This window comes from Pseudoclavibacter sp. AY1F1 (assembly GCF_002931075.1).
In the GTDB taxonomy this organism is placed as follows: Bacteria; Actinomycetota; Actinomycetes; order Actinomycetales; family Microbacteriaceae; genus Pseudoclavibacter.
In genome coordinates, this window is record NZ_PSTQ01000008.1 from 1 (window position 1) to 22,019 (window position 22,019).

General features: G+C 66.8%; 18 protein-coding genes. 6 read left to right on the plus strand and 12 right to left on the minus strand.

The genetic code is table 11. The annotated features are described in order from the left end of the window. Positions 1 to 18: 18 nt before the first annotated feature. Complete coding sequence (locus tag C5B85_RS12480) at positions 19 to 861, minus strand: CPBP family intramembrane glutamic endopeptidase (protein WP_104286345.1); 843 nt, start codon at positions 859 to 861, stop codon at positions 19 to 21. A gap of 485 nt (positions 862 to 1,346) precedes the next feature. Between C5B85_RS12480 and C5B85_RS12485 the strand changes: the two genes are divergently transcribed. From C5B85_RS12485 to C5B85_RS12495, 3 genes are read left to right on the plus strand one after another with little or no spacing between them, the layout of a single operon-like run. Continuing rightward, positions 1,347 to 2,615 carry a glycine betaine/L-proline ABC transporter ATP-binding protein gene (locus C5B85_RS12485; protein WP_104286346.1) on the plus strand — a complete coding sequence of 423 codons (1,269 nt, stop codon included), beginning with the start codon at positions 1,347 to 1,349 and terminating at the stop codon, positions 2,613 to 2,615. Beyond that, positions 2,612 to 3,589 carry a proline/glycine betaine ABC transporter permease gene (locus tag C5B85_RS12490; protein ID WP_104286347.1) on the plus strand — a complete coding sequence of 326 codons (978 nt, stop codon included), beginning with the start codon at positions 2,612 to 2,614 and terminating at the stop codon, positions 3,587 to 3,589. The genes C5B85_RS12485 and C5B85_RS12490 overlap by 4 nt, the downstream gene beginning before the upstream one ends. Positions 3,590 to 3,633: 44 nt before the next feature. Beyond that, complete coding sequence (locus C5B85_RS12495) at positions 3,634 to 4,530, plus strand: glycine betaine ABC transporter substrate-binding protein (RefSeq protein WP_104286348.1); 897 nt, start codon at positions 3,634 to 3,636, stop codon at positions 4,528 to 4,530. Between the two features lie 66 nt (positions 4,531 to 4,596). Here the strand turns inward: C5B85_RS12495 and C5B85_RS12500 are convergent, their stop codons facing one another. The 6 genes from C5B85_RS12500 to C5B85_RS12525 all read right to left on the minus strand — a co-directional run bounded on the left by C5B85_RS12500 (position 4,597) and on the right by C5B85_RS12525 (position 11,706). Beyond that, a complete protein-coding gene (locus C5B85_RS12500) occupies positions 4,597 to 6,315 on the minus strand; it encodes a sodium:proton antiporter (protein WP_104286349.1) in 1,719 nt (572 codons plus the stop codon). Between the two features lie 9 nt (positions 6,316 to 6,324). Then, positions 6,325 to 6,969: a GyrI-like domain-containing protein gene (locus C5B85_RS12505; RefSeq protein WP_104286350.1), complete on the minus strand. Its 645-nt coding sequence runs from the start codon at positions 6,967 to 6,969 to the stop codon at positions 6,325 to 6,327. Further along, the gene (locus C5B85_RS12510) at positions 6,966 to 7,637 is read right to left on the minus strand and encodes an HAD family phosphatase (RefSeq protein WP_104286351.1); all 672 of its coding nucleotides are present in this window, start codon (positions 7,635 to 7,637) and stop codon (positions 6,966 to 6,968) included. The genes C5B85_RS12505 and C5B85_RS12510 overlap by 4 nt, the downstream gene beginning before the upstream one ends. Further along, entirely contained in the window at positions 7,634 to 9,070 is a 1,437-nt protein-coding gene (locus C5B85_RS12515) for a GH1 family beta-glucosidase (RefSeq protein WP_258070769.1), read from the minus strand. The genes C5B85_RS12510 and C5B85_RS12515 overlap by 4 nt, the downstream gene beginning before the upstream one ends. Before the next feature lie 178 nt (positions 9,071 to 9,248). Further along, entirely contained in the window at positions 9,249 to 11,075 is a 1,827-nt protein-coding gene (locus C5B85_RS12520) for a DEAD/DEAH box helicase (RefSeq protein ID WP_104286353.1), read from the minus strand. After that, positions 11,065 to 11,706, minus strand: a complete 642-nt coding sequence (locus C5B85_RS12525; protein WP_104286354.1) for a TetR/AcrR family transcriptional regulator — start codon at positions 11,704 to 11,706, stop codon at positions 11,065 to 11,067. The genes C5B85_RS12520 and C5B85_RS12525 overlap by 11 nt, the downstream gene beginning before the upstream one ends. Before the next feature lie 81 nt (positions 11,707 to 11,787). On the opposite strand from C5B85_RS12525, the gene C5B85_RS12530 reads away from it, so the two are divergent. Next, entirely contained in the window at positions 11,788 to 12,846 is a 1,059-nt protein-coding gene (locus tag C5B85_RS12530; RefSeq protein WP_104286355.1) for an agmatine/peptidylarginine deiminase, read from the plus strand. Further along, positions 12,843 to 14,558 (plus strand): amidase, encoded by a 1,716-nt coding sequence (locus C5B85_RS12535; protein WP_104286356.1) that lies wholly within the window; start codon positions 12,843 to 12,845, stop codon positions 14,556 to 14,558. The genes C5B85_RS12530 and C5B85_RS12535 overlap by 4 nt, the downstream gene beginning before the upstream one ends. Positions 14,559 to 14,679: 121 nt before the next feature. On the opposite strand, the gene putP is transcribed toward C5B85_RS12535, so the two are convergent. Then, positions 14,680 to 16,182 (minus strand): sodium/proline symporter PutP, encoded by a 1,503-nt coding sequence (gene putP, locus C5B85_RS12540; protein WP_104286357.1) that lies wholly within the window; start codon positions 16,180 to 16,182, stop codon positions 14,680 to 14,682. A 136-nt stretch (positions 16,183 to 16,318) separates the two neighbouring features. Here putP and C5B85_RS12545 point away from each other — a divergent pair, with 136 nt between their 5' ends. Beyond that, positions 16,319 to 17,242, plus strand: coding sequence for a LysR substrate-binding domain-containing protein (locus tag C5B85_RS12545; protein WP_104286358.1), 924 nt, complete (start codon positions 16,319 to 16,321; stop codon positions 17,240 to 17,242). A gap of 220 nt (positions 17,243 to 17,462) precedes the next feature. On the opposite strand, the gene C5B85_RS12550 is transcribed toward C5B85_RS12545, so the two are convergent. The 4 genes from C5B85_RS12550 to C5B85_RS12565 all read right to left on the minus strand — a co-directional run bounded on the left by C5B85_RS12550 (position 17,463) and on the right by C5B85_RS12565 (position 22,013). Next, positions 17,463 to 18,401: a DUF808 domain-containing protein gene (locus C5B85_RS12550; RefSeq protein WP_104286359.1), complete on the minus strand. Its 939-nt coding sequence runs from the start codon at positions 18,399 to 18,401 to the stop codon at positions 17,463 to 17,465. Positions 18,402 to 18,478: 77 nt separating this feature from the next. Then, a complete protein-coding gene (locus tag C5B85_RS12555) occupies positions 18,479 to 20,095 on the minus strand; it encodes an ABC transporter ATP-binding protein (protein ID WP_104286360.1) in 1,617 nt (538 codons plus the stop codon). Beyond that, complete coding sequence (locus C5B85_RS12560; RefSeq protein ID WP_104286361.1) at positions 20,092 to 21,051, minus strand: ABC transporter permease; 960 nt, start codon at positions 21,049 to 21,051, stop codon at positions 20,092 to 20,094. The genes C5B85_RS12555 and C5B85_RS12560 overlap by 4 nt, the downstream gene beginning before the upstream one ends. Further along, the gene (locus C5B85_RS12565) at positions 21,048 to 22,013 is read right to left on the minus strand and encodes an ABC transporter permease (RefSeq protein ID WP_104286362.1); all 966 of its coding nucleotides are present in this window, start codon (positions 22,011 to 22,013) and stop codon (positions 21,048 to 21,050) included. The genes C5B85_RS12560 and C5B85_RS12565 overlap by 4 nt, the downstream gene beginning before the upstream one ends. Positions 22,014 to 22,019 lie beyond the last annotated feature (6 nt).

A 22,019-nucleotide genomic window follows, 5' to 3' on the forward strand; every position in this document is an offset into this window, starting at 1 on the left:
GAGGGACGCGGGGCGGGGCTAGTAGAGGAAGATCGGCAGCCAGGCGGGGTGGTGGGCGTGGACGATGACGAGGAACACGACGAGATCGAAGAGCAGGTGCACGCAGATGACGTACGTCAGCGACTTCGTCTTCGTGAAGATCCAGCCCTGGATGAGGGCGAACGGCAGCGTCAGAAGCGGTCCCCACGACTGGTAGCCGAGTTCCCAGAGGAACGACACGAAGACGATCGATTGCAGCGCGTTGGCGACCCAGAATGGGAAGTGCCGGAGGAGGAGCGTGAAGACCGTGCAGATGAAGAGCAGCTCGTCCCAGATGCCGACGAACCCGACCCCCACGAAGAGGCGCCCGATCTCGGACGCCGTGGAGACGGCTGGCCAGTTCTGGTAGACGCCTGACGTGATGAAGTAGAACGGCAGGATGATCCATCCGAGGACGAGGACCAGGCCGAGCCAGAGCTTCTCGAGCCGCGACCACGGGGTTCCGCGGCGTAGGGGGAAGCGCACAGCGTGGTCCTTGTACACCCACCTCGAGATGGCGTACGGGACGGCGACGGCGAGCGAGAGCACCGCGCCCATCACGAAGATGTTGCCCCAGGAGATGTCGGCCTTCATCGAGTGCAGGCTGATGATGCCCATGCCGATTCCGATGAGCAGGAGGTCGCGGCCGAGGCCCCGATCTGCGGCGAACCCGAGGGCGATTCCGGCGGCGAGCGGCAGATAGCCGAGGTTGTTCTCGAAGGCGAAGAGCACGGTGGCGCTGCAGACAACAAGGAGCGCCGCGAGAAGGTGCAGAAGCTTGACCCCCTGGGATGCACGTCGCGGGGTGTCGGTGACGGGCGGGTTCTGCGCTCGTTCGCTCATTCGCCTATCTTCGCAGGCCAAGTTGGACGGCCCATTTCACCGTTGAGGCCAAGTTGGCGGCCGAAATCTCGCCACCGATATAACGCTCCGGTAACTATCGCGGTATGCGCCACGATCCGCACGAGCGTAGGCGAGACGCTGGGTCGCGACCCGACAAATGCGCCGACTTTGGCGGAAAATCAAGCCTCTCAGGCGTTCCCCGGGGAATCCCCCTTGCTAGCGTTGACTCTCGGAGCAATCGCCGCCACACCGGTTCGGCGCCGCGATTCCCCGCGAAAGACCATCCCGGAGCGCTTGATCCGCTGCCTCAGTGAGGCAATCTCGATCGGCAGCGCGCGCCCCGGGGCGACTACCTGCGCCCAATTGCAATTCTGGCGCGGTTTTCGCCCGGAACTCCGCCGCCTCCGCGACCGCCTCTCCTCGGAGGCTGCGTCGCGATTCGCTGCGATCTTTCGCGTCCGATCCATCTACCGCAGGGAGAACGCGTGAACGACACAGCAGTGTCTGTGAAAGGCCTCACCAAGGTCTTCGGGCGCAAGCCCAAGGAAGCCGCGAAGCGTCTGAGCTCCGGAACGCCGAGATCTGAACTTGGCGCTGGAGTCACCGCGGCAGTCATCGACGCCACGTTCGATGTCAAGCAGGGCGAGATCTTCGTTGTCATGGGCCTGTCCGGCTCCGGCAAGTCCACCCTCATCCGCACCCTCAACGGTCTGCTCGAGCCCACGGCCGGCAGCATCGTCATCCACGGAACCGACCTCGCGACGGCCGACGCCGCGGAGGTTCGCAGTGTGCGCCAGAACCACGTCTCCATGGTGTTCCAGCACTTCGCGCTCTTCCCGCACCGCACGGTGCTCGAGAACGCTGCCTTCGGCCTCGAGGTGCAGGGTGTCCCCCGCGCCGAGCGCCTGGAGCGTGCCCGCAAGGTCCTCGACCGTGTGAGCCTCGGCCAGTGGGCAGACTCGCTCCCCTCCGAGCTGTCCGGTGGCATGCAGCAGCGTGTGGGCATCGCCCGCGCACTCACGGCCGAGACCGACATCCTGCTGATGGACGAAGCGTTCAGCGCGCTCGACCCGCTCATCCGGCGCGAAATGCAGGAAGAGCTTGTCGAGCTGCAGGCTGAGCTCGGCAAGACCATCATCTTCATCACGCACGACCTGAACGAGGCCATGTTCCTCGGTGACAGGATCGCCGTGATGCGCGACGGCGCCATCGTGCAGATCGGGACACCGGAGGAGATCCTCACCGACCCGGCAAACGACTACGTCGCCCAGTTCGTGCAGGATGTCGACCGTGCGCGTGTGCTCACGGCCGGCAGCGTCATGGAACCCGCCCGCGCAGTTGTCCCACAGAGCGCGGGACCCCGCGGCGCGCTTCGTGTCATGCGTGACACGCAGACAGGCGGAGCGTTCATCACCTCGACCGGCCGCAGGCTCGAAGGCGCTGTCATCGACCGCCACGTCATGCGCCTCGTGAAGGACGGCCAGCCCGACCTCGCGAGCGCCATCAAGCGAGACATCGCCATGGTCTCCCCGGAGACACCCCTCTCCGACCTGTTCGAGCTGTCGGTCGACTCGACGCTGCCGATCGCGGTTGTCGACGAGAACCAGCGCCTCCTCGGCGTCGTGCCGCGCGTCACGATCCTCGCGTCGCTCGCGAACGTGCCGAGCACAACGGGCCTGCTCCCGATCATCGACCCCGTCACGAGCGTCAGCCCGGCGGACATCGCAGAGACTCTCGAAGGGAGCCACGCATGATCGCGGCCACCGCACTCACGACCCTGCCAGCCACGTTCCGCTTGCCCCTCGGTGAGGGCGCTGAGGCCGTCGTCGATTGGCTGACCACCGCGCTCTCCGGCCTGTTCGCGATCATCCGCACGATCTTCCAGGGCATGTACGAGGGCGTCTACTGGGTGCTCGAGACTCCGCCGTTCTGGGCGATCCTCGTCGTCGTCGTCGCGATCGCGTTCTTCGCGAAGGGCTGGAAGCTCGCCGTCGGCAGCCTCATCGGCTTCCTGATCATCGTGGGCGTCAACCAGTGGGAGAACGCCATGGCGACGCTCGCGCTTGTGCTCGTCGCGAGCCTCTTGGCGATCCTCTTCAGCATCCCGCTCGGCATCTGGGCCGCGAAGTCGGACGCCGCCTCGAGCGCGATCAAGCCGGTGCTCGACTTCATGCAGACCATGCCAGCATTTGTGTACCTGATTCCGGCACTCATCCTCTTCCGCGTCGGCGTCGTGCCAGGCATCGTGGCGACGATCATCTTCGCCATGGCGCCAGGCGTGCGCATGACGGAGCTCGGCATCCGCGGCGTGGATAAAGAAGTGGTCGAGGCCGGCCGTGCGTTCGGCGCGACCCCTGGCCGCATCCTCCGCCAGATCCAGCTTCCCCTCGCGATGCCGTCGATCATGGCCGGCGTCAACCAGGTCATCATGCTCGCGCTCTCGATGGTGGTCATCGCCGGCATGGTCGGTGCTGGCGGACTTGGCGCCGCCGTGGTGCAGAGCCTCAACCGAATCGACGTGGCGCTCGGCTTCGAAGCGGGCATCTCAGTGGTCATCCTCGCAATGTTCCTCGACCGCGTGACGGCCGCCTTCGCCGGTCAGAAGCGGCGGGTTCCCTCGTTCCTCCGCTCGAAGCGCACCCAGCAGCGTGAAGCGGTCGGCGATGTCGAGCGGGTCGACACGACATCGACGCCCACTCGGGCTCCGGTAGCAGCCGGCTCCGCCTGATCCTCAGATTTCAACTCCCACACACCAGAAACGAAAGGACGCACATGCGTACCAAGAAACGAATCATCACCGGGATCGCGGCGGCTTCCGCTGCCGCACTCGCCCTCACCGGATGCGCAGGCGACACCGCCGCGGAGACGCTCGAGAACGGCGACCAGGCCGACGTCACGATCGCCGTGTTCAACGGTTGGGACGAGGGCATCGCCGCGTCCGAGCTGTGGAAGGCGATCCTCACGGAGCAGGGCTACGACGTGGAGCTCGAGTATGCGGACCCAGCTCCCGTCTTCTCCGGCCTCTCGACGGGCGACTACGACGTGACGCTCGACACGTGGCTGCCGATCACGCACTCCGACTTCGTCGAGGAGTACGGCGACAACATGGTGGATCTCGGCGCCTGGAACGACGAGGCTTCGCTGACCATCGCCGTCAACGAGGACTCCCCCATCACGTCGCTCGATGAGCTCGCTGGTGCCGCCGACCAGTTCGGCAACACGATCATCGGCATCGAGCCGGGTGCTGGCCTCACGCGCATCACGCAGGACGACGTCATCCCCGGCTACGGCCTCGAGGGACTGAACTACCAGACCTCGTCCACCGCCGCGATGCTCACCGAGCTGCAGACGGCGACGAACAACGGCGAGAACATCGTCGTGACGCTGTGGCGCCCGCACTGGGCCTACGACGCGTTCCCCGTCCGCGACCTTGAGGACCCCAAGGGCCTGCTGGGTGATGCCGAGGGCATCCACTCGTACGGCAAGCTCGACTTCGAGGAGACCCACCCGACGTTCGCGGGTTGGCTGAAGAACTTCAAGATGGACTCCGAGCAGCTCTACTCGCTCGAGAACCTCATGTTCAACGAGAACGACACCGACGACTACGGCCCCATCGTCGAGCAGTGGATCTCCGAGAACCAGGAGTACGTGGACTCGCTCACCGCGTAGTTCCCACGCTGCAGTGAAAGAGGCGGGCTGCTCCTGGAGCAGCCCGCCTCTTGGCGTCCCGGTCGGTCAGGCGATGCGCCCCTGCTGCGCCATGCGCGCCATGTCGGTGTCGATGACCATCTGCGCGTACTCGAGGGTCTCTGACGTGTACTGACCGGATGCACGAGCCAGGAGCATCGCACCCTGCTCGGCTTCCAGCATGAGACGGTAGAGCTCGCTGCGCTGAGCGAATTCGGAGCCGGGCTCGGCCGCGAGGTTCCCGACGAAGGAGTTGGCGAGTTCGCGGCGTCGCGCGAGCGTGTAGTCGACGAACTGGGGGTCGAACTTCTCACCGTCGGCACTCACGAGCTCTGGGTTCCGCAGCGCATCTTCGCCGGCCGAGACGATGACATCGGTAATCGCGGCGACCTCGCGCAGGCGGGCTACCTCATCGGGCCCTGGCACGCGCAGGACGCGGATGACCCACGGCAGGGTCCCGCCCATGCCGAGCAGCGAGACGATCGCGACGGTGAAGGCGATGAGGATGAGTTCTGCGCGGAAGGGCACGTCAAGTGGCAGCGACTGCGCGGCCGCGAGCGTGACGACCCCGCGCATCCCCGACCAGGCCAGCACGGCTCCGCCTCGCCAGCCGAGACCCTCTCGCGCCAGCGTCTCCCAGTCGGAACGTTGGTTCTCGATGCGGCGCTGGATGCCGCTTCGTCGTTTCTCGCTCGCCCGCGCCACCATCTCCGGCGAGTCGATGTTGGCGAGGAAGTCGTCTGCCTTGTCGAGGAGACCGACGGCGCGGCGCTGCTCGAGCCGCAGGGAGATGACAAGCGGCACGATGAAGAGTGCGCGCAGCACGGTGAGGGCGACGACGACGAGCAGGCCGATGCCGACACCGGCCCACACGTCGAGGCCTGCTTTCTCAACGTTCTCGATGATCCCCGAGATCTGCAGTCCCATGACGAGGAAGACGCCGTTCTCGAGCAGCAGCTGGATGGTGCGCCAGTTCATGCGCTCACTGATGCGGTCCTGCGCGCTGAGGTGTCGGGCGGACTTGTACCCCGTCACGAGACCGGCGACGACGACCGCGAGCACCCCGGATGCGTGGATCGACTCTGCGGGCAGGAACGCCAGGAACGGCACGACAAACGAGATGGCGGTCGTGAGGGTTGGCTGGTTGATGCGCGAGCGCGCCCAGACGGTCGCGAGGCCAACCGCGACGCCGATGATGATCGCGGCGAAGACGGCGAAGGCGAAGTCGCCGACGATCTCCACGAAGCTGAACGATCCGGCGATGGCGGCCACTGCGGAGCGCAGCAGGACGAGGGCTGTCGCGTCGTTGACGAGCCCCTCCCCCTCGAGCACCGTGACGAGCTTGGACGGCAGCCCGAGGCGCTTCCCGATCGACGTGGCGGCGACGGCGTCTGGCGGGCTCACGACGGCCCCGAGGGCGATCGCCGCCGCGAGGGGCAGCCCGGGGAGCAGCCACGTCAGCAGGAACCCGACGAGCACCGCGGAGATCACGACAAGCACGACCGAGAGGCCGGTTATGGCGCGCAAGTTGCGCCTGAAGTCGGTGACTGGGACGTTCACCGCTGCGGCGTACAGGATGGGTGGCAGGACGACGGCCAAGATCAGTTCCGGCTCGATCTCGATCTCGGGGAGCCCCGGGACGTAGCTCAAGACGACGCCGAGGATGACCAGGAGGATGGGCGCGGCGACGCCGATCTTGGTTGCGAGCCAGGTCCCGCCGACGACGAGGAGGACGCCGACAACGAGCAGCGGAGCGATGGATTCCATCCGAGGATGCTAACCCGAAACGAGCACCGAATCCCGACCAACTGGTTGGCGAAGCATCGTTCGCATCTTTTCGGGTGCAACCTTGCGGGAATCACTGAAGTAGATCTCGTGGTGCCGACCCGTCATGTGCAACCCCTGTGCCGGGATGAACTCGTCGTGCAGGCGAGCCAGGGTGGGCCCCTCATCGTCGTACGAGCCGCGGTGCATGGTCTGCACAACCAGCCCTTCCTCGAGCGGCTCGAAGCGCACCCGATCGAGCCAGCTTGGCGACTTCTTCGCCGCCACCCTTGCGACGGCCTCGTTGAATCGATGCTCGTCGATCCAGTCGGGCGTCATGAGCAGGAGCGTCCAGTTCCACCGCGACTTGTCGCGGGCATCCGTGAACGTCGCCATGTCGTCCGACCACCAGAGCCCCTCGAGCGGCATGACCGTGTAGTCGCGACCGAGTTCCTGCTTGCTCGCGAACTTCAACAAGTACGCCACCGGGTAGAGCGCCTCGACGGCGTTCGTGAACTCCGTCGACGTATTCGGGTCGCCGTACCCGTCGACCATGAGGTACTGGAGCGGTGGCACCTCGACCACGCGGAATTCGCCGCTCTTCGCCTGGTAGCAGTCGAGCTCCTTCTTGAAGTCGATCTTGGAGGCGCCGGTCACACCGCTCCCTGACGAGCGCGGATGCGCTCGGGAAGCTCAGCCATGCGCTCGAACGTCTCCGCCCCCGCATCCTCGAGCCAGGCGCGCGGCGTGAGCCCCCCGGCGAAGCCGTAGGCGTGCATCCCCGCAGCAACCGCGGCCTGCACGCCGTACTTGCTGTCTTCGACGACGACGCACATCTCGGGGTCGACGCCCAGACGCTCGGCGGCGTGTAGGAACAGATCGGGTGCCGGCTTCCCGTGCTGGACTTCTGTCGCGCTGAAGATGCGCCCCTCGAAGCGCGGGTAGAGACCCGTGTGACCAAGCGTCTTGCTGAGCTTCGTGTGGTCGCCGCTCGACGCGACGCAGCTCGCGAGGCCGAGCTCATCCTGAATAACTGCGAGCGCCTCCGGGAGGCCCTCGACCGCCGTCAGCTCCGTGTCGAACGCCCGGAAGAGCGTCTCACGCTGAAGGTCGAACCACCCCTCTGGCACGGGACGCCCGAGCCCTTCCTGCAGCTTCTTCTCGAAGGTCGCCTGCGACGTGCCGAGGAAGCGAGACACGTGCTCGTCCTGCGTGAGGTCCCAGCCGAGCTCCGCGAGCATCTGCCGCTCGATGCGCACGGCGAGCACCTCACTGTCGACGAGCACTCCGTCACAGTCGAAGATGACGAGTTCGACGACGCTCATGCACCGACCGCTGGCAGTGTGCGCGTCGCGATGAGCTGCTGGTACCAGCGGCCCGAGTCCTTCCAGGTGCGCTCGAGCGTTTCGTAGTCAACGCGCAGGATGCCGAAGCGCATGTTGTAGCCGAACGCCCACTCGAAGTTGTCGAAGAGAGACCAGGCGAAGTAGCCACGCACGTCGGCCCCGGCGTCGATGGCGTCTGCGATGGCCGCGATGTGGTCGCGGTAGTAGGCGACGCGCTCCGGGTCGTGCACGAGGCCGTCCTCGCCGACGACATCGGGGAACGCGGCGCCGTTTTCGGTGACCATGAGCGCCTGCCCCGGATACCGCTCGCTGAGCGACACCAGCAGCTCGGTGAGGCCGTCGGGGAAGATGCTCCAGCCCATCGACGTATACGGCGCACCCTGGTCGACGAAGTCGATGTCGGTCACGCCGACCCAGGGGCTCGCCGCGGACTCGCCGTGCCCGTCGTTGCGTGAACGCTCACCCGTGCCGAGATACTTCTTGACGCGGAACGTCGTGTAGTAGTTCACCCCGAGCACGTCGATGCGCTGGTGGATGAGCTGCGTGTCACCCGGCAGCACAAACCACCAGTCCGTCACATCCCTCGTGTCGTGGATGAGGTCTTCGTCGTAGTGTCCGGAGAGCATCGGCCCGAGGAAGACCCGGTTGGCGAGCGCGTCGATCTGGCGCACCGCGTCGTGGTCGGCTGCCGACGCCGGGTCGTCCGGCCGGATGACGTGGAAGTTCAGGGTGACGGAGACGACGGCGTCTTCTCCGACAGCTTCGCGGATGGCGCGCGTCGCGAGTCCGTGCGCGAGGTTCAGGTGGTGGCAGGCGGCGAGAGCCGCCGCTGGCTCGGTGCGGCCGGGGGCGTGCACGCCGGACGCGTAACCGAGGTAGGCCGTGCAGAACGGCTCGTTGAGCGTTGACCACGTGTGCACACGATCGCCGAACTCCGCCGCCATCCGTGCCGCGTACTCCGCGAACGCGTACGAGGTGTTGCGGTTCGCCCAGCCTCCCTCGTCTTCGAGCTCCTGGGGCAGATCCCAGTGGTAGAGAGTGGCGACGGGCTTCACTCCAGCCGCGACGAGCGCGTCGAGGAGTTCGGAGTAGAAGCGGATGCCCTCCTCGTTGAACTCGCCTGAGCCGCCCGGCTGCACTCGCGACCAGGAAATCGAGAATCGGTACGCATCCAGCCCCATCTCGCGGATGGTCTCGATGTCTTCACGCCACCGGTGGTAGTGGTCGATGGCCACATCGCCCGTGTCGCCGCCCTCGACCTTGCCGGGCGTGTGCGAGAACGTGTCCCAGATCGAAGGAGTCCTCCCGCCTTCCGCGGCCCCGCCCTCGATCTGGTAGGAGGCGGTTGCAGAGCCCCAGACGAAATCGTCGGAGAAGACTCGAGGGGAAGAGGCCGTGGTGGATTCTGGCACGATGCTCCTTGGCTGAGTGGAACGCGCGTCGTCGCGCACGCCCACTCTAGCGAGCCTCCGCAACGCATCTCGGCGCATCCCACAGGCCCACGAAAAATGCACCCTCGTTCGAAAACGAAGGTGCATTTCTCGTGCGCTTGGGGCACAGAGTCACAACAGACTCGCCCCGGGAAACTTGCTAGCTGTCGTAGCGCTTCTTGTACGGGCGGTCACCCGAGTCGCGCGACGGGCCGCGGTCCGGCGTCAGCTCGATGAGCTTGCCGGAGATGCGGGTGCCGGTGAGCTTGTCGAGCACGTCGTTCGACAGATCGGCCGGCAGCTCCACAAGCGAGAAGCCGGGGCGGATGTCGATCGCGCCGAAGTCGTCGCGGCTGAGGCCACCCTCGTTCGCGAGCGCGCCCACGATCTGGCGGGGCTCCACCTTGTGGCGCTTGCCCACCGCGAGGCGGTACATGGCCATGGGCTTGCCGTTCGAGCGCGAACGGCGTGGTGCCCGCTCGCCGCCGTCGCGACCACCGCGGTCGCCGCCGCGCGAGCTGCCACGACTGTCGCCGCCGCCCTCGCGCTCACGGCGCTCCTTGCGCTCCGCCTGCTCGCGCTGGTTGCGCTCGAAGCGCTCCTTGCGTTCGGCTTCGGCGTCGAGCAGCAACGGCGTCTCACCCTGGGCGACGATCGCGAGTGCCGCGGCGACATCGGACTCCGGCACGTCGTGGTGACGGACGTAGTGCTCGATGATGTCGCGGAACTTCTCGACGCGGTCGGTCTGCGTGAGCGCCTCGCTGATGGCGTCGTCGAAGCGCGTGAGGCGCGTCGTGTTGACGTCGTCGACGCTGGGGAGCTGCATCTGCGTGAGCTCCTGCTTGGTGGCCTTTTCGATCTGGCCGAGCAGGTAGCGCTCACGCGGGGTGATGAAGCTGATGGCGTCGCCCGTGCGACCCGCGCGCCCCGTGCGGCCGATGCGGTGCACGTACGACTCGGTGTCGGTGGGGATGTCGAAGTTCACGACGTGGCTGATGCGCTCGACGTCGAGGCCGCGCGCGGCGACATCGGTGGCGACGAGGATGTCGAGCTTGCCCGACTTCAGCTGGTTGACGGTGCGCTCGCGCTGCACTTGCGCCACGTCGCCGTTGATGGCTGCAGCGGAGTACCCGCGGGCTCGGAGCTTCTCAGCGAGGCCTTCTGTCTCGTTCTTCGTGCGAACGAAGATGATCATTCCCTCGAAGTTCTCGACCTCGAGGATGCGCGTGAGCGCGTCGACCTTCTGCGCGTAGCTCACGATGAGGTACCGCTGGGTGATCGTCGACGAGGTCGTGGTCTTGGTCTTGACCGTGATCTCGGCGGGATCGTTGAGGTACTTCTTGGAGATGCGGCGGATCTGGGATGGCATGGTCGCGGAGAACAGCGCGACCTGCTTCGTATCAGGAGTGTCGGCGAGGATCGTCTCGACGTCCTCCGCGAAGCCCATCTTGAGCATCTCGTCGGCCTCGTCGAGCACGAGGAACTTGAGCTCGCTCAGGTCGAGCGTGCCCTTCGAGAGGTGGTCCATGATGCGACCGGGGGTTCCGACGACGATGTGCACGCCGCGGCGGAGCGCGGAGAGCTGGACGCCGTAGCCCTGGCCGCCGTAGATGGGGAGAACGTGCACGCCGCGCATGCGCGCCGCGTACTTCTCGAACGCCTCACACACCTGGAGTGCGAGTTCGCGGGTCGGGGCGAGCACAAGCGCCTGAGGCGTCTTCTGGTCGACGTCGAGCTGGGCGAGGATGGGCAGCGCGAACGCGGCGGTCTTGCCGGTTCCCGTCTGGGCGAGGCCGACGACGTCGCGGCCTTCGAGGAGGGTGGGGATCGTCGCGGCCTGGATGGCGGACGGCGTCTCGTACCCGACGTCGCTGAGGACCTTGAGTACGGGCCCGTCAAGACCGAGATCGGCGAATGTAGGCGCGGCCTGGGCCTCTTCGGAGGGAGCCTCGGCCTCGGTCTGAACGGAAGAATTGCTAGAAGTCACGCTTTAGACTAGTCGTTTCTGTAGATTTTTGGGCAGTTTCAACTCTGAGTATCGCATCAAGGACTGATCGAAGCAGGTCCGGGCGATTCGCGTCTCTCCCCCAGCGCACGAGTGCGTGGGCGTTGAGGCCGTCGATCATGCCGAGGATCTGCCACGCGACGGCATCCGCCACCCCGTCGCGGACGCTGAATTCTCCGGCCGAACTGCCGTCGACGATGATGCGCGTGATGGCTGCGTGCCATCGGTCCATCTCGGCCCGCACCCCCTCGGCGAGCGTGTCGTTGCGGCGTCCGAGCGACCACCCGTCGACCCACGCGAGGGTCACGGCGTCGCGACTGCCGTCGAGGAGGGTGCTGACGAGCAGGTCGAGCTTCTCGGCGGCGGACGCGACAGGCGAGAGCTGCACCTCGAGGTCATCGAGCTCGCCGCCCACGATTGCCCTGAATGTGGAGGTGACGAGCTCGTCCATGTTGGGTTCGTAGTGGGCGACGAGGGCTGGCGCGACGCCGATGCGCGTCGCGACGGCGCGCAGGGTGACACCTGCGAGCCCTTCTTCGAGGGCGAGTGCGATTGCGGCCGCGGTGATGTCGGCGCGACGCTCGGCTGCTGGCTTCCTGATGGCTCTTGACACGATGTCTCGAGTCTACGTACTCTTCGAGCACTTGTTGATCACTTGATCAACAGAGGCTGTATCGACCTGGAGGACCCGGACATGGCTTGGAAGATGCCCGCCGAGACGGCGCCGCACGATCGCACCTGGATGGCCTTCCCCCGCGAAGGGATCACGCTCGGCGACACCGCCGCGCAGCGCGAAGCAGGCTACGCCGCCTGGACAGCCGTCGCCCACGCCGTCGCGCGCTTCGAGCCCGTCACCATGGTCGTCGACCCGAGCGAGCTCGCCCGCGCCCGACGCATGCTCGGCGAGGAGATCGAGATTCTCGAGGCCCCACTCGACGAGTTCTGGATGCGCGACATCGGCCCCACGTTCGTCACCGACGACAACCGGCCCGGCGTGCTCGGCGCCGTCGACTGGATCTTCAACGGCTGGGGCGCCCCGGCCTGGGCGGAGTGGCAGAAGTCGGCGGGCATTGGTCGCTTCGTCGCGGAGGCCAGCGGCGCCGAGCTCGTGAGCTCGCTCCTCGTGAACGAGGGCGGCGGCATCCATGTCGACGGCGAGGGAACTGTCCTCGCGACTGAAACGGTGCAGCTCGATCCACGCAGGAACCCGCTCGCAGACAAGACGCGAGTCGAGGCCGAGTTCGCACGGACGCTCGGCACCACGCGCACGATCTGGCTGCCGCGCGGACTCACCCGCGACTATGACGAGTTCGGCACGAACGGGCACGTCGACATCGTCGCCACACTCACCGCTCCCGGCACCCTGCTGCTGCACGAGCAGCTCGACCCGGAGCATCCAGACCACGCGGTTGTCGCCGAACTGCGCGAGCACCTCTCCGGCCAGCGGGACGCGGCTGGCCGGAAGCTCGAGGTCGTCGGCATCCCTGCGCCGAGCACGCTGCGCGACGAGGAGGGGTTCGTCGACTGGAGCTACGTCAACCATCTCGTCACGAACGACGGCGTCGTCGCGTGCGGCTTCGACGACGAGGCGGCGGATGCGCGGGCGCGCGAGGTGCTCGAGTCCGTCTACCCGGGGCGCACGGTCGTCTCAGTCGACGCCCGCGAGCTGTTCGCGCGTGGCGGCGGCATCCACTGCATCACGCAGCAGCAGCCAAGCCTCAGCCCCTCGACTGCAGACGGAGGCCGGCCATGACCTTCGACGTCGTGGAAGCGAGCATCGCCCAGCTGCGTGAGGCGCTCGAGAACGGCGGGGTCACGAGCGCGGGTCTCGTCGAGGCGTACCAGGCGCGCATCGCGGCCTTCGACGCCGCGGGGCCCAAGCTCAACTCGGTGGTCGTCGCGAACCCCTCCGCGCTCGAGGAGGCGCACGCCTCTGACGAGCGACGCGCCAACGGCAGCCCGCTCGGGCCGCTCGACGGGATTCCGTACACGGCGAAGGACAGCTACCTCGTCGAGGGCCTGACCGCCGCATCCGGGAGCCCCGCGTTCGCGGACCTCGTCGCCCAGCGCGACGCCTTCACGATCGAGCGCCTCCGCGCCGGCGGCGCGATCTGCCTCGGCCTCACGAACATGCCGCCCATGGCCAACGGCGGCATGCAGCGCGGCGAGTACGGCCGAGCCGAGAGCCCGTACAACGCGGCGTTCCTCACAAGCGCATTCGGGTCCGGCTCCTCGAACGGCTCCGGCACCGCGACGGCCGCGAGCTTCGCGGCGTTCGGTCTCGGCGAGGAGACGTGGTCGAGCGGCCGCGCGCCCGCCTCGAACAACGCGCTGTGCGCCTACACGCCCTCGCGAGGCGTCATCTCCGTGCGCGGCAACTGGCCACTCGTGCCGACCATGGACGTCGTCGTGCCCCACTCGAGGTCGATGGCCGACCTGCTCGAGGTGCTCGACGTCGTCGTCGCCGACGATGCCGAGACGCGAGGCGACTTCTGGCGCGCGCAGCCCTGGGTGCGCATCCCCCGCTCCTCCGAGGTACGGCCGGCCTCGTATGTGGCCATGTTGCCGTCCAACCAGGCGGATGCGCGGGCGACGCTCGCCGGCACCCGCATCGGCGTGCCTCGCATGTACATTAACGCCGACCCGGAAGCCGGGACGGCGGAGAAGCCCGGGATCGGGGGCCCTACCGGCCAGAGGATCGACACGCGTCGATCCATCATCGAGCTGTGGGAGTCGGCCCGTGCCGACCTGGAAGCCGCCGGTGCCACGGTCGTGGAGGTCGACTTCCCCGTCGTCTCGAACTACGAGGGCGATCGGCCAGGAGCCCCGAACATCTTCACGCGGGGCCTCGTCACACCCGAGTACCTGCAGCGAGAGATCGTCGACCTGTCGGCGTGGGGCTGGGACGATTTCCTCGCCGCGAACGGCGACCCGCAGTTGAACTCGCTCACGCAGGTCGACGGCACACGCATCTTCCCGCACCCGGACGGTGCCCTCCCCGACCGTTACACGGGCTTCGACGACGACATCGCGACGTACCCGGACCACGTCCGCGAGCATCCTGTCGCGTCGTTCACGGACATCCCGGAGCTCGCCGACGGCGTGCGCGGGCTCGAGGAGACACGACGCCTCGACCTCGAGGACTGGCTCGTCTCCGAGCGCATCGACGCCGTCGCCTTCCCGGCCGTCGCAGATGTCGGGCCGGCCGATATGGACGTCAACGAGTCCTCCGCCGACCTCGGCTGGCGCAATGGAGTGTGGGTCGCGAACGGCAACCTCGCTATCCGGCACCTCGGCATCCCGACCGTGACCGTGCCGATGGGCACGACCTCCGACATCGGGATGCCTGTCGGCCTGACCTTCGCTGGCCGGGCCTACGACGACACGTCGCTTCTGCGGATGGCGGCAGCCTTCGAGGCGACCGGCGAACGCCGCACGGAGCCCCCGCGCACGCCTCGCCTCTGATTCCACGTCGGGCGACTCGAGCTCAGCTGCGCACAGAATTGTGGCGTGATGCGCTTGCCGCATTCGGGCATCGCACCACGCCACAACCCTGCAGCCGTGTCAGCCTGCAGCAGCGAAAACGCTACTTCTGCGGCTTGACGATCGCAAGAGCGCCGGTCTCCGCGAACTCGCGCTCGACGTCGTCGTCGGTCGCGCTTCCCGGCTTGTGCGTCAGCAGGCTGACGACGACCGATACGACGAGGTTCAGGATGAACCCCGGGATGATCTCGTACAAGTCAGTGCCAAGTGCTGACCAGATGAAGACCGTCGCAGCACCGGTCACCATGCCCGCCAACGCACCCCAGTTGGTGAGCTTCTTCCAATACAGGCTGAGCAGAATGATCGGGCCGAAGGCGGCACCGAACCCGGCCCACGCGAAGCCGACAAGCGCGAGGATCGAATCCGAGGGGTTGAGGGCGAGGATGCCGGCCACGATGGCGACACCGAGCACACCTCCACGACCTGCGAGCACCAGAGTCTTCGCGCTTGGCTTGCGCTTCGCGACCACCATGAACAGATCTTCGACGAGCGCGGAAGAGCAGACGATGAGCTGGCTCGAGATGGTGCTCATGATGGCCGCGAGCACTGCGGCGAGAATGAATCCGCTGACCAGCGGGTGGAACAGAACCTGTGCCATGAGGAGCACGACCGTCTCAGGGTCCGAGACGTCCACTCCGTTCTCCTGCACGTACGCGACGGCCACGAGTCCCGCGATGACTGCGCCGAGAAGCGACAGGAACATCCACGAGATGCCGATGCGTCGCCCTGCGATCGCTGAATGCGAGTCACGCAGCGCCATGAAGCGCACGATGATATGCGGCTGTCCGACGTAGCCGAGGCCCCAGCCGAGCGCCGAGATGATGCCGATGATGACGGGCCAGCTCAGCTCCTCCGGGATGAGACCCGTGTGATCGACGCCAGAGGCGACAATGGCTTCGCTCACGCCGCCGAAACCTCCGAGGGAGATGATCGCGACTACGGGGATCGCAAGGAGGGCGAGCAGCATCATCATGCCCTGCACGACATCTGTGAACGTTGCACCGAGGAAGCCGCCGAAAAGCGTGTAGGCGAGTGTCACTCCTGCCACGAGGAGCATCCCCGTCAGGTAGTCGCCGTCGAAACTGCTCTCGAAGAACACGCCACCGGCCACCATGCCAGATGAGATGTAGAACGTGAAGAAGACGAGGATCACGAGGCCGCTGGCTATCCGCAGTGCCCGCGATTTGTCGTGCAGGCGGTTCTCGAAGTAGCTCGGAACCGTGATCGAGTTGTTCGCGACCTCTGTGTAGGCGCGCAGCCGCGGTGCGACGAATCGCCAGTTGAGGTACGCGCCGATGAGGAGGCCGATACCGATCCACGCTTCGAAGAGGCCAGAGACGAAGATGGCCCCCGGGAGGCCCATCATGAGCCAGCCGGACATGTCGGAGGCACCAGCGCTCAGTGCTGCCGTGCCCGGACTCAGGCTTCGTCCCCCGAGCATGTAGTCCTCGTGGTCCTTGGTCTGGCGGAACGCGTAGAGGCCAATGCCCACCATCGCCGCGAAATAGATCGCGAGAGCGATGAGCTGGAAGGTCAGATCGGACATCGGCGGTGACTCCTTCTGGAAGCGACGCGCCTACCCCTGTGGATGCGCGACCTTCTCAGTGTCACTGGCATAAACGTGAACGAATAGCGAAGATATTCGAAACGAACTTGTCGATGTCTTCGAAAGGTTGCTTGTCATGTGGGATCTGCGACGACTCCGACTGCTCCGTGAGCTGCAACTCCGCGGAACGATCACGGCGGTCGCGACGTCGCTGAATTTCAGTGCATCGACCGTCTCGCATCAGCTCGCGCAGCTGCAGCGCGAAGTGGGCGTGACACTCCTCGAGCAGGACGGCAGGCGGGTGCGTCTGACGCCGCAGGGCGTGACGCTTGCCGAGCACGCGGCCCTTGTCCTCGACCTCGAGGCGCGCACGCGCGACGAGCTCGCGTCTCAACGTGACGGCGCCGAGCCCGTGCGCGTCGCCGCCCTGGAGTCCGTGGTGCGGTCGCTCCTGCCCCGGGCGCTCACGCTGCTCGGGCGGGCGAACCCGGAGTTGCGAGTCGAGGTCGACGCCGTCTCGCCAGAAGAGGGGCTCTTCGAACTGGGAGCCCACCGCTACGACCTCGTGGTCGCCGAAGAGTATCCGGGGCACACGCGTCCGCACGTGGACGGCATCGAGCGGGAAGTGCTCGGCTTCGACGCGATAGCACTCGCGACCGCCGAATCGAGTGGGGCGGCGTCCATCGCGGACGTGCGGCACACACCCTGGGTGATGGAACCGCCCGGAACTGCCGCACGGGAGTGGGCCGAGCAGCAGTGCAGAGCGGCGGGTTTCGAACCGGAGGTCCGGTATGTGGCGAGCGACCTCCACACGCACCTGAGGCTCATTGCGGCGGGCCACGCGGTCGGTCTCGTCTCGGAACTCGTGGGTGTCGACGCGGGCCGGGGCCTGCGCTTCCTTGATCTCCCCGGCAGACCTCACCGCGACATCTTCACGGCGACGCGCGCCGTGCTCCGGGACCGCTTGGGCGTCGGGCTCGTGCGGGACGCGCTCGGCGATGCCTTCTCGGAACTGGTCGCGCGGTCTGACAGAAACGGACGCGCCCCGACTCCGAGGTAGCCGATCAGGCGACCGTGTCCAGGCGATGCTGAAGATCCGGCGCTGGGACCCACGCGTGACGACGACCTTGTCTCGCTGGAACGAAAAGGCCCCGCGAAGTGAGGTCACCTGCAGTGCACGAAGCTCTCAGGAACGACTGCGCGTCCTTCGACGGGGCCTGCTTCAGGATGCGCGAAATGGTGAGGAACTCAGTGAGCCAGGATGATCTGCGCAGCGGGGACTAGTGGGTGCCGGGGCGCGGGGTCTCGGTCCCGGTAGGGGTGGGCTCGCCTGCGATGACGGCCTTTGGCTTCTTCGGCAGGATGCGGCCGACAAGCAGCGTGATGCCGACGACGACCAATCCGACCGCGAGTCCGACGACGGCCGAGATGAGGGTGTCGACGAGCCACACGACAACGGGGCCCGTGTTGATGAGCGCGTGCTCGATCTCGTGCAGCAGGACGGCCGGCGCGTGGAAGCCGACCTCACCGACGTTGATGATGACGAGGTGGCCGCCGACCCACAGCATGGCGACGGTGCCGACGATGCTGATGAAACGGAACACGGCGGGCATCGAGCGGACGATGCGCACGCCGAGGTGACGCGTGCGTCGGTCGCTGCGGGTCGCCATGTGCAGGCCGATGTCGTCGATCTTGACGAGCAGCGCGACGGCGCCGTAGACGAGGGCGGTCATGGCGAGCGCGATGACAACAAGCGCGGCCAGGCGCATCCAGAACCCGAGGTCTGGGTCGAGGTTGGACAGCGAGATGAGCATGATCTCGGTCGAGAGGATGAGGTCGGTGCGCACCGCCCCGGAGACGAGCTTCTTCTCGTCGCGCGGGTGATCCTCGTCGAGCGCGTGATGGTGCCCGAACCATTCGGTCACCTTCTCCGCACCCTCGAAGCACAGGTACACGCCGCCGATGATGAGGAGGAACGGCAGCACCCACGGCGCGAACGCTGTCAGGAGCAGCGCGATCGGGATGATGATCACGAACTTGTTGAAGAGGCTGCCCTTGGCGATGTTCCAGACGACGGGGAGCTCGCGGGCGGGCGTGATGCCCTGCACGTACTGCGGCGTGACGGCGGCGTCGTCGATGACCACACCCGCCGACTTGGCCGAGGCCTTGAGCGCGGCGGTGAGGATGTCGTCGACGACGGCAAGCAGGCCTACGGGCACGGTGTTCTCCTAGGTGTTCAGGCGCCACGCGAAACGCGGCAGACAGAGCTTACCCGGGCCGTGCGAATACGGGCAGGTCACGACGAATGCGCGTTCATGTTTCTTGGCAGCTCTGGCGGTATCGCCGCGAGCAGCTGCCTCGTGTACTCCTGCTTCGGGGCACCGAAGATCTCCCCGGCTGGCGCGTGCTCGACGACCTGTCCACGTTGCATCACCAGCACGTCGTGGCTCATCTCCTCGACGATCGCGAGGTCGTGCGCGATGAAGAGGTAGCTGAGCGACAGCTCACCCTGGAGTCTGCGCAGCAGTTCCAGCACGCGTGACTGGATCGACACATCCAGCGACGCGGTCGACTCGTCGAGGATGACGACGTCGGGCTCGAGCGCGAGTGCCCGCGCGATCGAGACGCGCTGACGCTGCCCGCCGGAAAGTTCGTGCGGGTACCGCCCGATGAAATCCCGGGGAAGCTCCACGAGGTCGAACAGCTCCTCGATGCGCGCGGACCGTGAGCCGCCGGCCGGGAGACGGTGCACTCGAAGCGGTTCCGCGACCGACTGACCGACGGACATGCGGGGGTCCAGCGACGAGAATGGGTCCTGGAAGACCATGGCGATGCGGCGCCTGAGCTGGTTGTCGGCCTTCAGCACGTCGAGTCCAGCGAGCGTCGCCGTGCCGCCCGTCGGTTTCACGAGCCCCGTGAGCGCGTTCGCGATGGTCGACTTCCCTGAGCCCGACTCCCCTACGATGCCGAGCGTCGTCCCTTGTCGCAGCCCGAACGAGACGCCGTCGACGGCGTGCACGTGGCTGCGGCCCTTCGGGGTTTGAATCGGGAAGCGTACGTCGAGGTCGGTGACCTGCAGGAGGACCTTCGCGTCGACCCTGGCCGGTGCCGGCTTGGCCTTGCCGAGCCTGGGTCTCGCCGCGAGCAGCTCCCGGGTGTAGGGATGCTGCGGGTCAGTGACGAGGTCGACGGCGCTCCGTCGCTCGACGGCCTCGCCGTGGCGCATGACAAGCACCTCGTCGGCGACCTGCGAGATGACGCCCATGTCGTGGCTGATCCAGACGACCGCAGTTCCGTGCTCATGCTGGAGCGTGCGCACGAGCTCGATGATCTGCGCCTGCGTGGTCACATCCAGCGCTGTTGTCGGCTCGTCAGCGACCAGAAGTCCCGGGTCGCAGGACAACGCGATCGCGATCATGACGCGCTGCCGCTGACCGCCGGAGAGCTCGTGCGGGTAGGCGTTGAAGCGCGCCTCAGGCGCGGGGATGCCAACCGACTCGAGGAGCTCGATGGCCTTGGTCCGGGATGCTCCCCGTGAGAGGCGCCGGTGCGTTTCCAGCGACTCGGTGAGCTGACGGCCGAGCGTGAGCAGCGGGTTGAGCGACGTGCTCGGATCCTGGAAGACGAAGCCGATCCCGTTGCCGTGCACGCTCCGCAGCGTTCGGGCGGAGGCACCGACGAGCTCGACCTGTCCGAGCTTCGGATCGACGAGTGTGCTGGTGCCCGTGACGCGCGCACCCGGCGCATCCAGCAGCCCGGTCGCGGCGAGGACGGTCATGGACTTGCCGGAGCCAGACTCCCCCACGATACCGAGGGTGCCCCCCGGTTCGATCGAGAAGTCGAGGCCTCGGACGATCTCCTTGCGCCCGATGGAGACCCGAAGGTCGGCGACGCGGAGTGCGGGAGCGGTCATCGCTTCCTCCTTGACTCGATGAGGGTGCGCTGCTTGGGGTCGAGGACGTCTCGCATCCCGTCGCCGAGCAGATTGAAGGAGAGTGCCGTGACGAAGATCGCGGCTCCCGGGAACAGGCTCATCCACCACGCCTGGCTGATGAAGCCCTGCGCGGCGAAGAGCATGCCACCCCAGGAGGGGGCTGGCGGCTGAATACCGAGGCCGAGGAAGGAGAGCGCCGACTCGGCGAGGATCGCGAACGCCAGGGAGAGGGAGGTCTGCACGATGATCGGCCCCGTGATGTTCGGCAGCACGTGACGCCCGAGGATGCTCGCCCATGGCGTGCCCATCGTGCGGGAGACCTGCACGTACGGCTCGACCCGCACGGAGAGTGTGCTCGCCCGAGCGACTCTCGCGAAGATGGGCGTGTAGACGATGCCGATGGCCAGCATGGTCGTCGCGAGCCCGGGGGCCAGGATCGCGACGATGGCAAGGGCGAGCAGCAGGACAGGGAACGCGAACATGACGTCGACGAGGCGCATGAGGACGGTGTCGAGGAGGCCGCCCGCGTAGCCGGAGATGACGCCGACGAGCACGCCGACGACAAACGCGAACGCGACGGAGACGAACGCGACCTGCAATGAGACGCCGGACGCGATCATCACACGACTCAGCACATCCCGTCCGAGGTCGTCGGTGCCGAACCAGTGCGCGGCGCTCGGCGGCTGAAGCTGGTTCGACACGTCGACGTCGTTGACGCCGTACGGCGCGATCCACGGGCCGAGCAGGGCGACGAACACAACGATGAAGAGGAGGACCGCGCTGACGACCGTCACCGGGTTGCTGAGGAGGAGGCGCCAGGCGGCGACGCGAGTCCGCTCCTCTGGTGCCGGGAGACCGGATGCGGACTGCTGCGTGGCTGCTGGGTTCTGCGCAGCTTCTGGGTTCTGCGCAGCTTCTGGGTTCTGTGCGGTCATGAGAGCCGGATCCTCGGGTCGACGAGCGCGTAGAGCACATCGACGACGAAGTTCACGGCGAGGAACATCACGGCGATGAGCAGCACGGAGCCCTGGATGAGCGGGTAGTCCCTGGAGGAGACGGCGTCGTAGACGAGACGCCCGAGTCCCGGCCAGGCGAAGACGACCTCGACGACGATGACGCCACCGAGGATCGTGGCGAGCTGGATCCCGGCGATCGTGAGGACGGGGACAAGGGCGTTGCGGACGATGTGGCGCATGGTCACCGTCCAGGCAGAGAGACCCTTGGACCTGGCCGTCCTGACGTACCCCATGGAGGCGACTTCGAGCACGGCCGAGCGGATGTAGCGCGTCATGATGGCTCCCGCGACGAGGCCGACTGTGAGTCCAGGCAGGAGCACGTGCCTAGCCCAGTCGCCCGGGTCCTCGCTGATCGACGAGTAGCCGCTCGAAGGCAGCCACCCCAGGGTCGACGAGAACAGTCCGATGAGGAGCATGCCCATCCAGAAGTCTGGAATGGAGACACCGAATTGGCTGGTGACGCGTATGATCCCATCGCTGAGACGCCCTTCCCTCAGCGCCGACCAGATTCCGGCGGGCACGGAGATGAGGAGCGCGATCACGAGCCCGACGCCGGCGAGCGAGAGCGTCGCCGGAAGGCGCTCGAGCAGGGTTGTCGTCACGGCGTCTCCGTTACGGAAGCTGACACCGAGGTTGCCGGAGAGCGCGTTGCCGACGTACGAGAAGAACTGCTCGAGGATGGGCCTGTCCAGACCGGATGCCGCGCGGAGCGCGTCGTACGCCTCTTGCGTGTACCTCGTGCCGAGCGCCAGCCGAACTGGGTCGCCCGGCACGAAGTGCACAAGGGAGAAGACGACAACAAGGACTCCGAGCAGCACGATCGCCGAGTAGAGCAGGCGCCAGCCGAGGAACGCGGCGATGGAGCCGAACGACATTCTCATTGGGTT

Coding starts and splice junctions, on each gene's coding strand:
- C5B85_RS12480 (WP_104286345.1), bottom strand. CDS start 861: ATGAGCGAACGAGCGCAGAACCCGCCCGTCACCGACACCCCGCGACGT.
- C5B85_RS12490 (WP_104286347.1), top strand. CDS start 2,612: ATGATCGCGGCCACCGCACTCACGACCCTGCCAGCCACGTTCCGCTTG.
- C5B85_RS12495 (WP_104286348.1), top strand. CDS start 3,634: ATGCGTACCAAGAAACGAATCATCACCGGGATCGCGGCGGCTTCCGCT.
- C5B85_RS12500 (WP_104286349.1), bottom strand. CDS start 6,315: ATGGAATCCATCGCTCCGCTGCTCGTTGTCGGCGTCCTCCTCGTCGTC.
- C5B85_RS12510 (WP_104286351.1), bottom strand. CDS start 7,637: ATGAGCGTCGTCGAACTCGTCATCTTCGACTGTGACGGAGTGCTCGTC.
- C5B85_RS12530 (WP_104286355.1), top strand. CDS start 11,788: ATGGCTTGGAAGATGCCCGCCGAGACGGCGCCGCACGATCGCACCTGG.
- C5B85_RS12535 (WP_104286356.1), top strand. CDS start 12,843: ATGACCTTCGACGTCGTGGAAGCGAGCATCGCCCAGCTGCGTGAGGCG.
- putP (WP_104286357.1), bottom strand. CDS start 16,182: ATGTCCGATCTGACCTTCCAGCTCATCGCTCTCGCGATCTATTTCGCG.
- C5B85_RS12545 (WP_104286358.1), top strand. CDS start 16,319: ATGTGGGATCTGCGACGACTCCGACTGCTCCGTGAGCTGCAACTCCGC.
- C5B85_RS12555 (WP_104286360.1), bottom strand. CDS start 20,095: ATGACCGCTCCCGCACTCCGCGTCGCCGACCTTCGGGTCTCCATCGGG.
- C5B85_RS12560 (WP_104286361.1), bottom strand. CDS start 21,051: ATGACCGCACAGAACCCAGAAGCTGCGCAGAACCCAGAAGCTGCGCAG.
- C5B85_RS12565 (WP_104286362.1), bottom strand. CDS start 22,013: ATGAGAATGTCGTTCGGCTCCATCGCCGCGTTCCTCGGCTGGCGCCTG.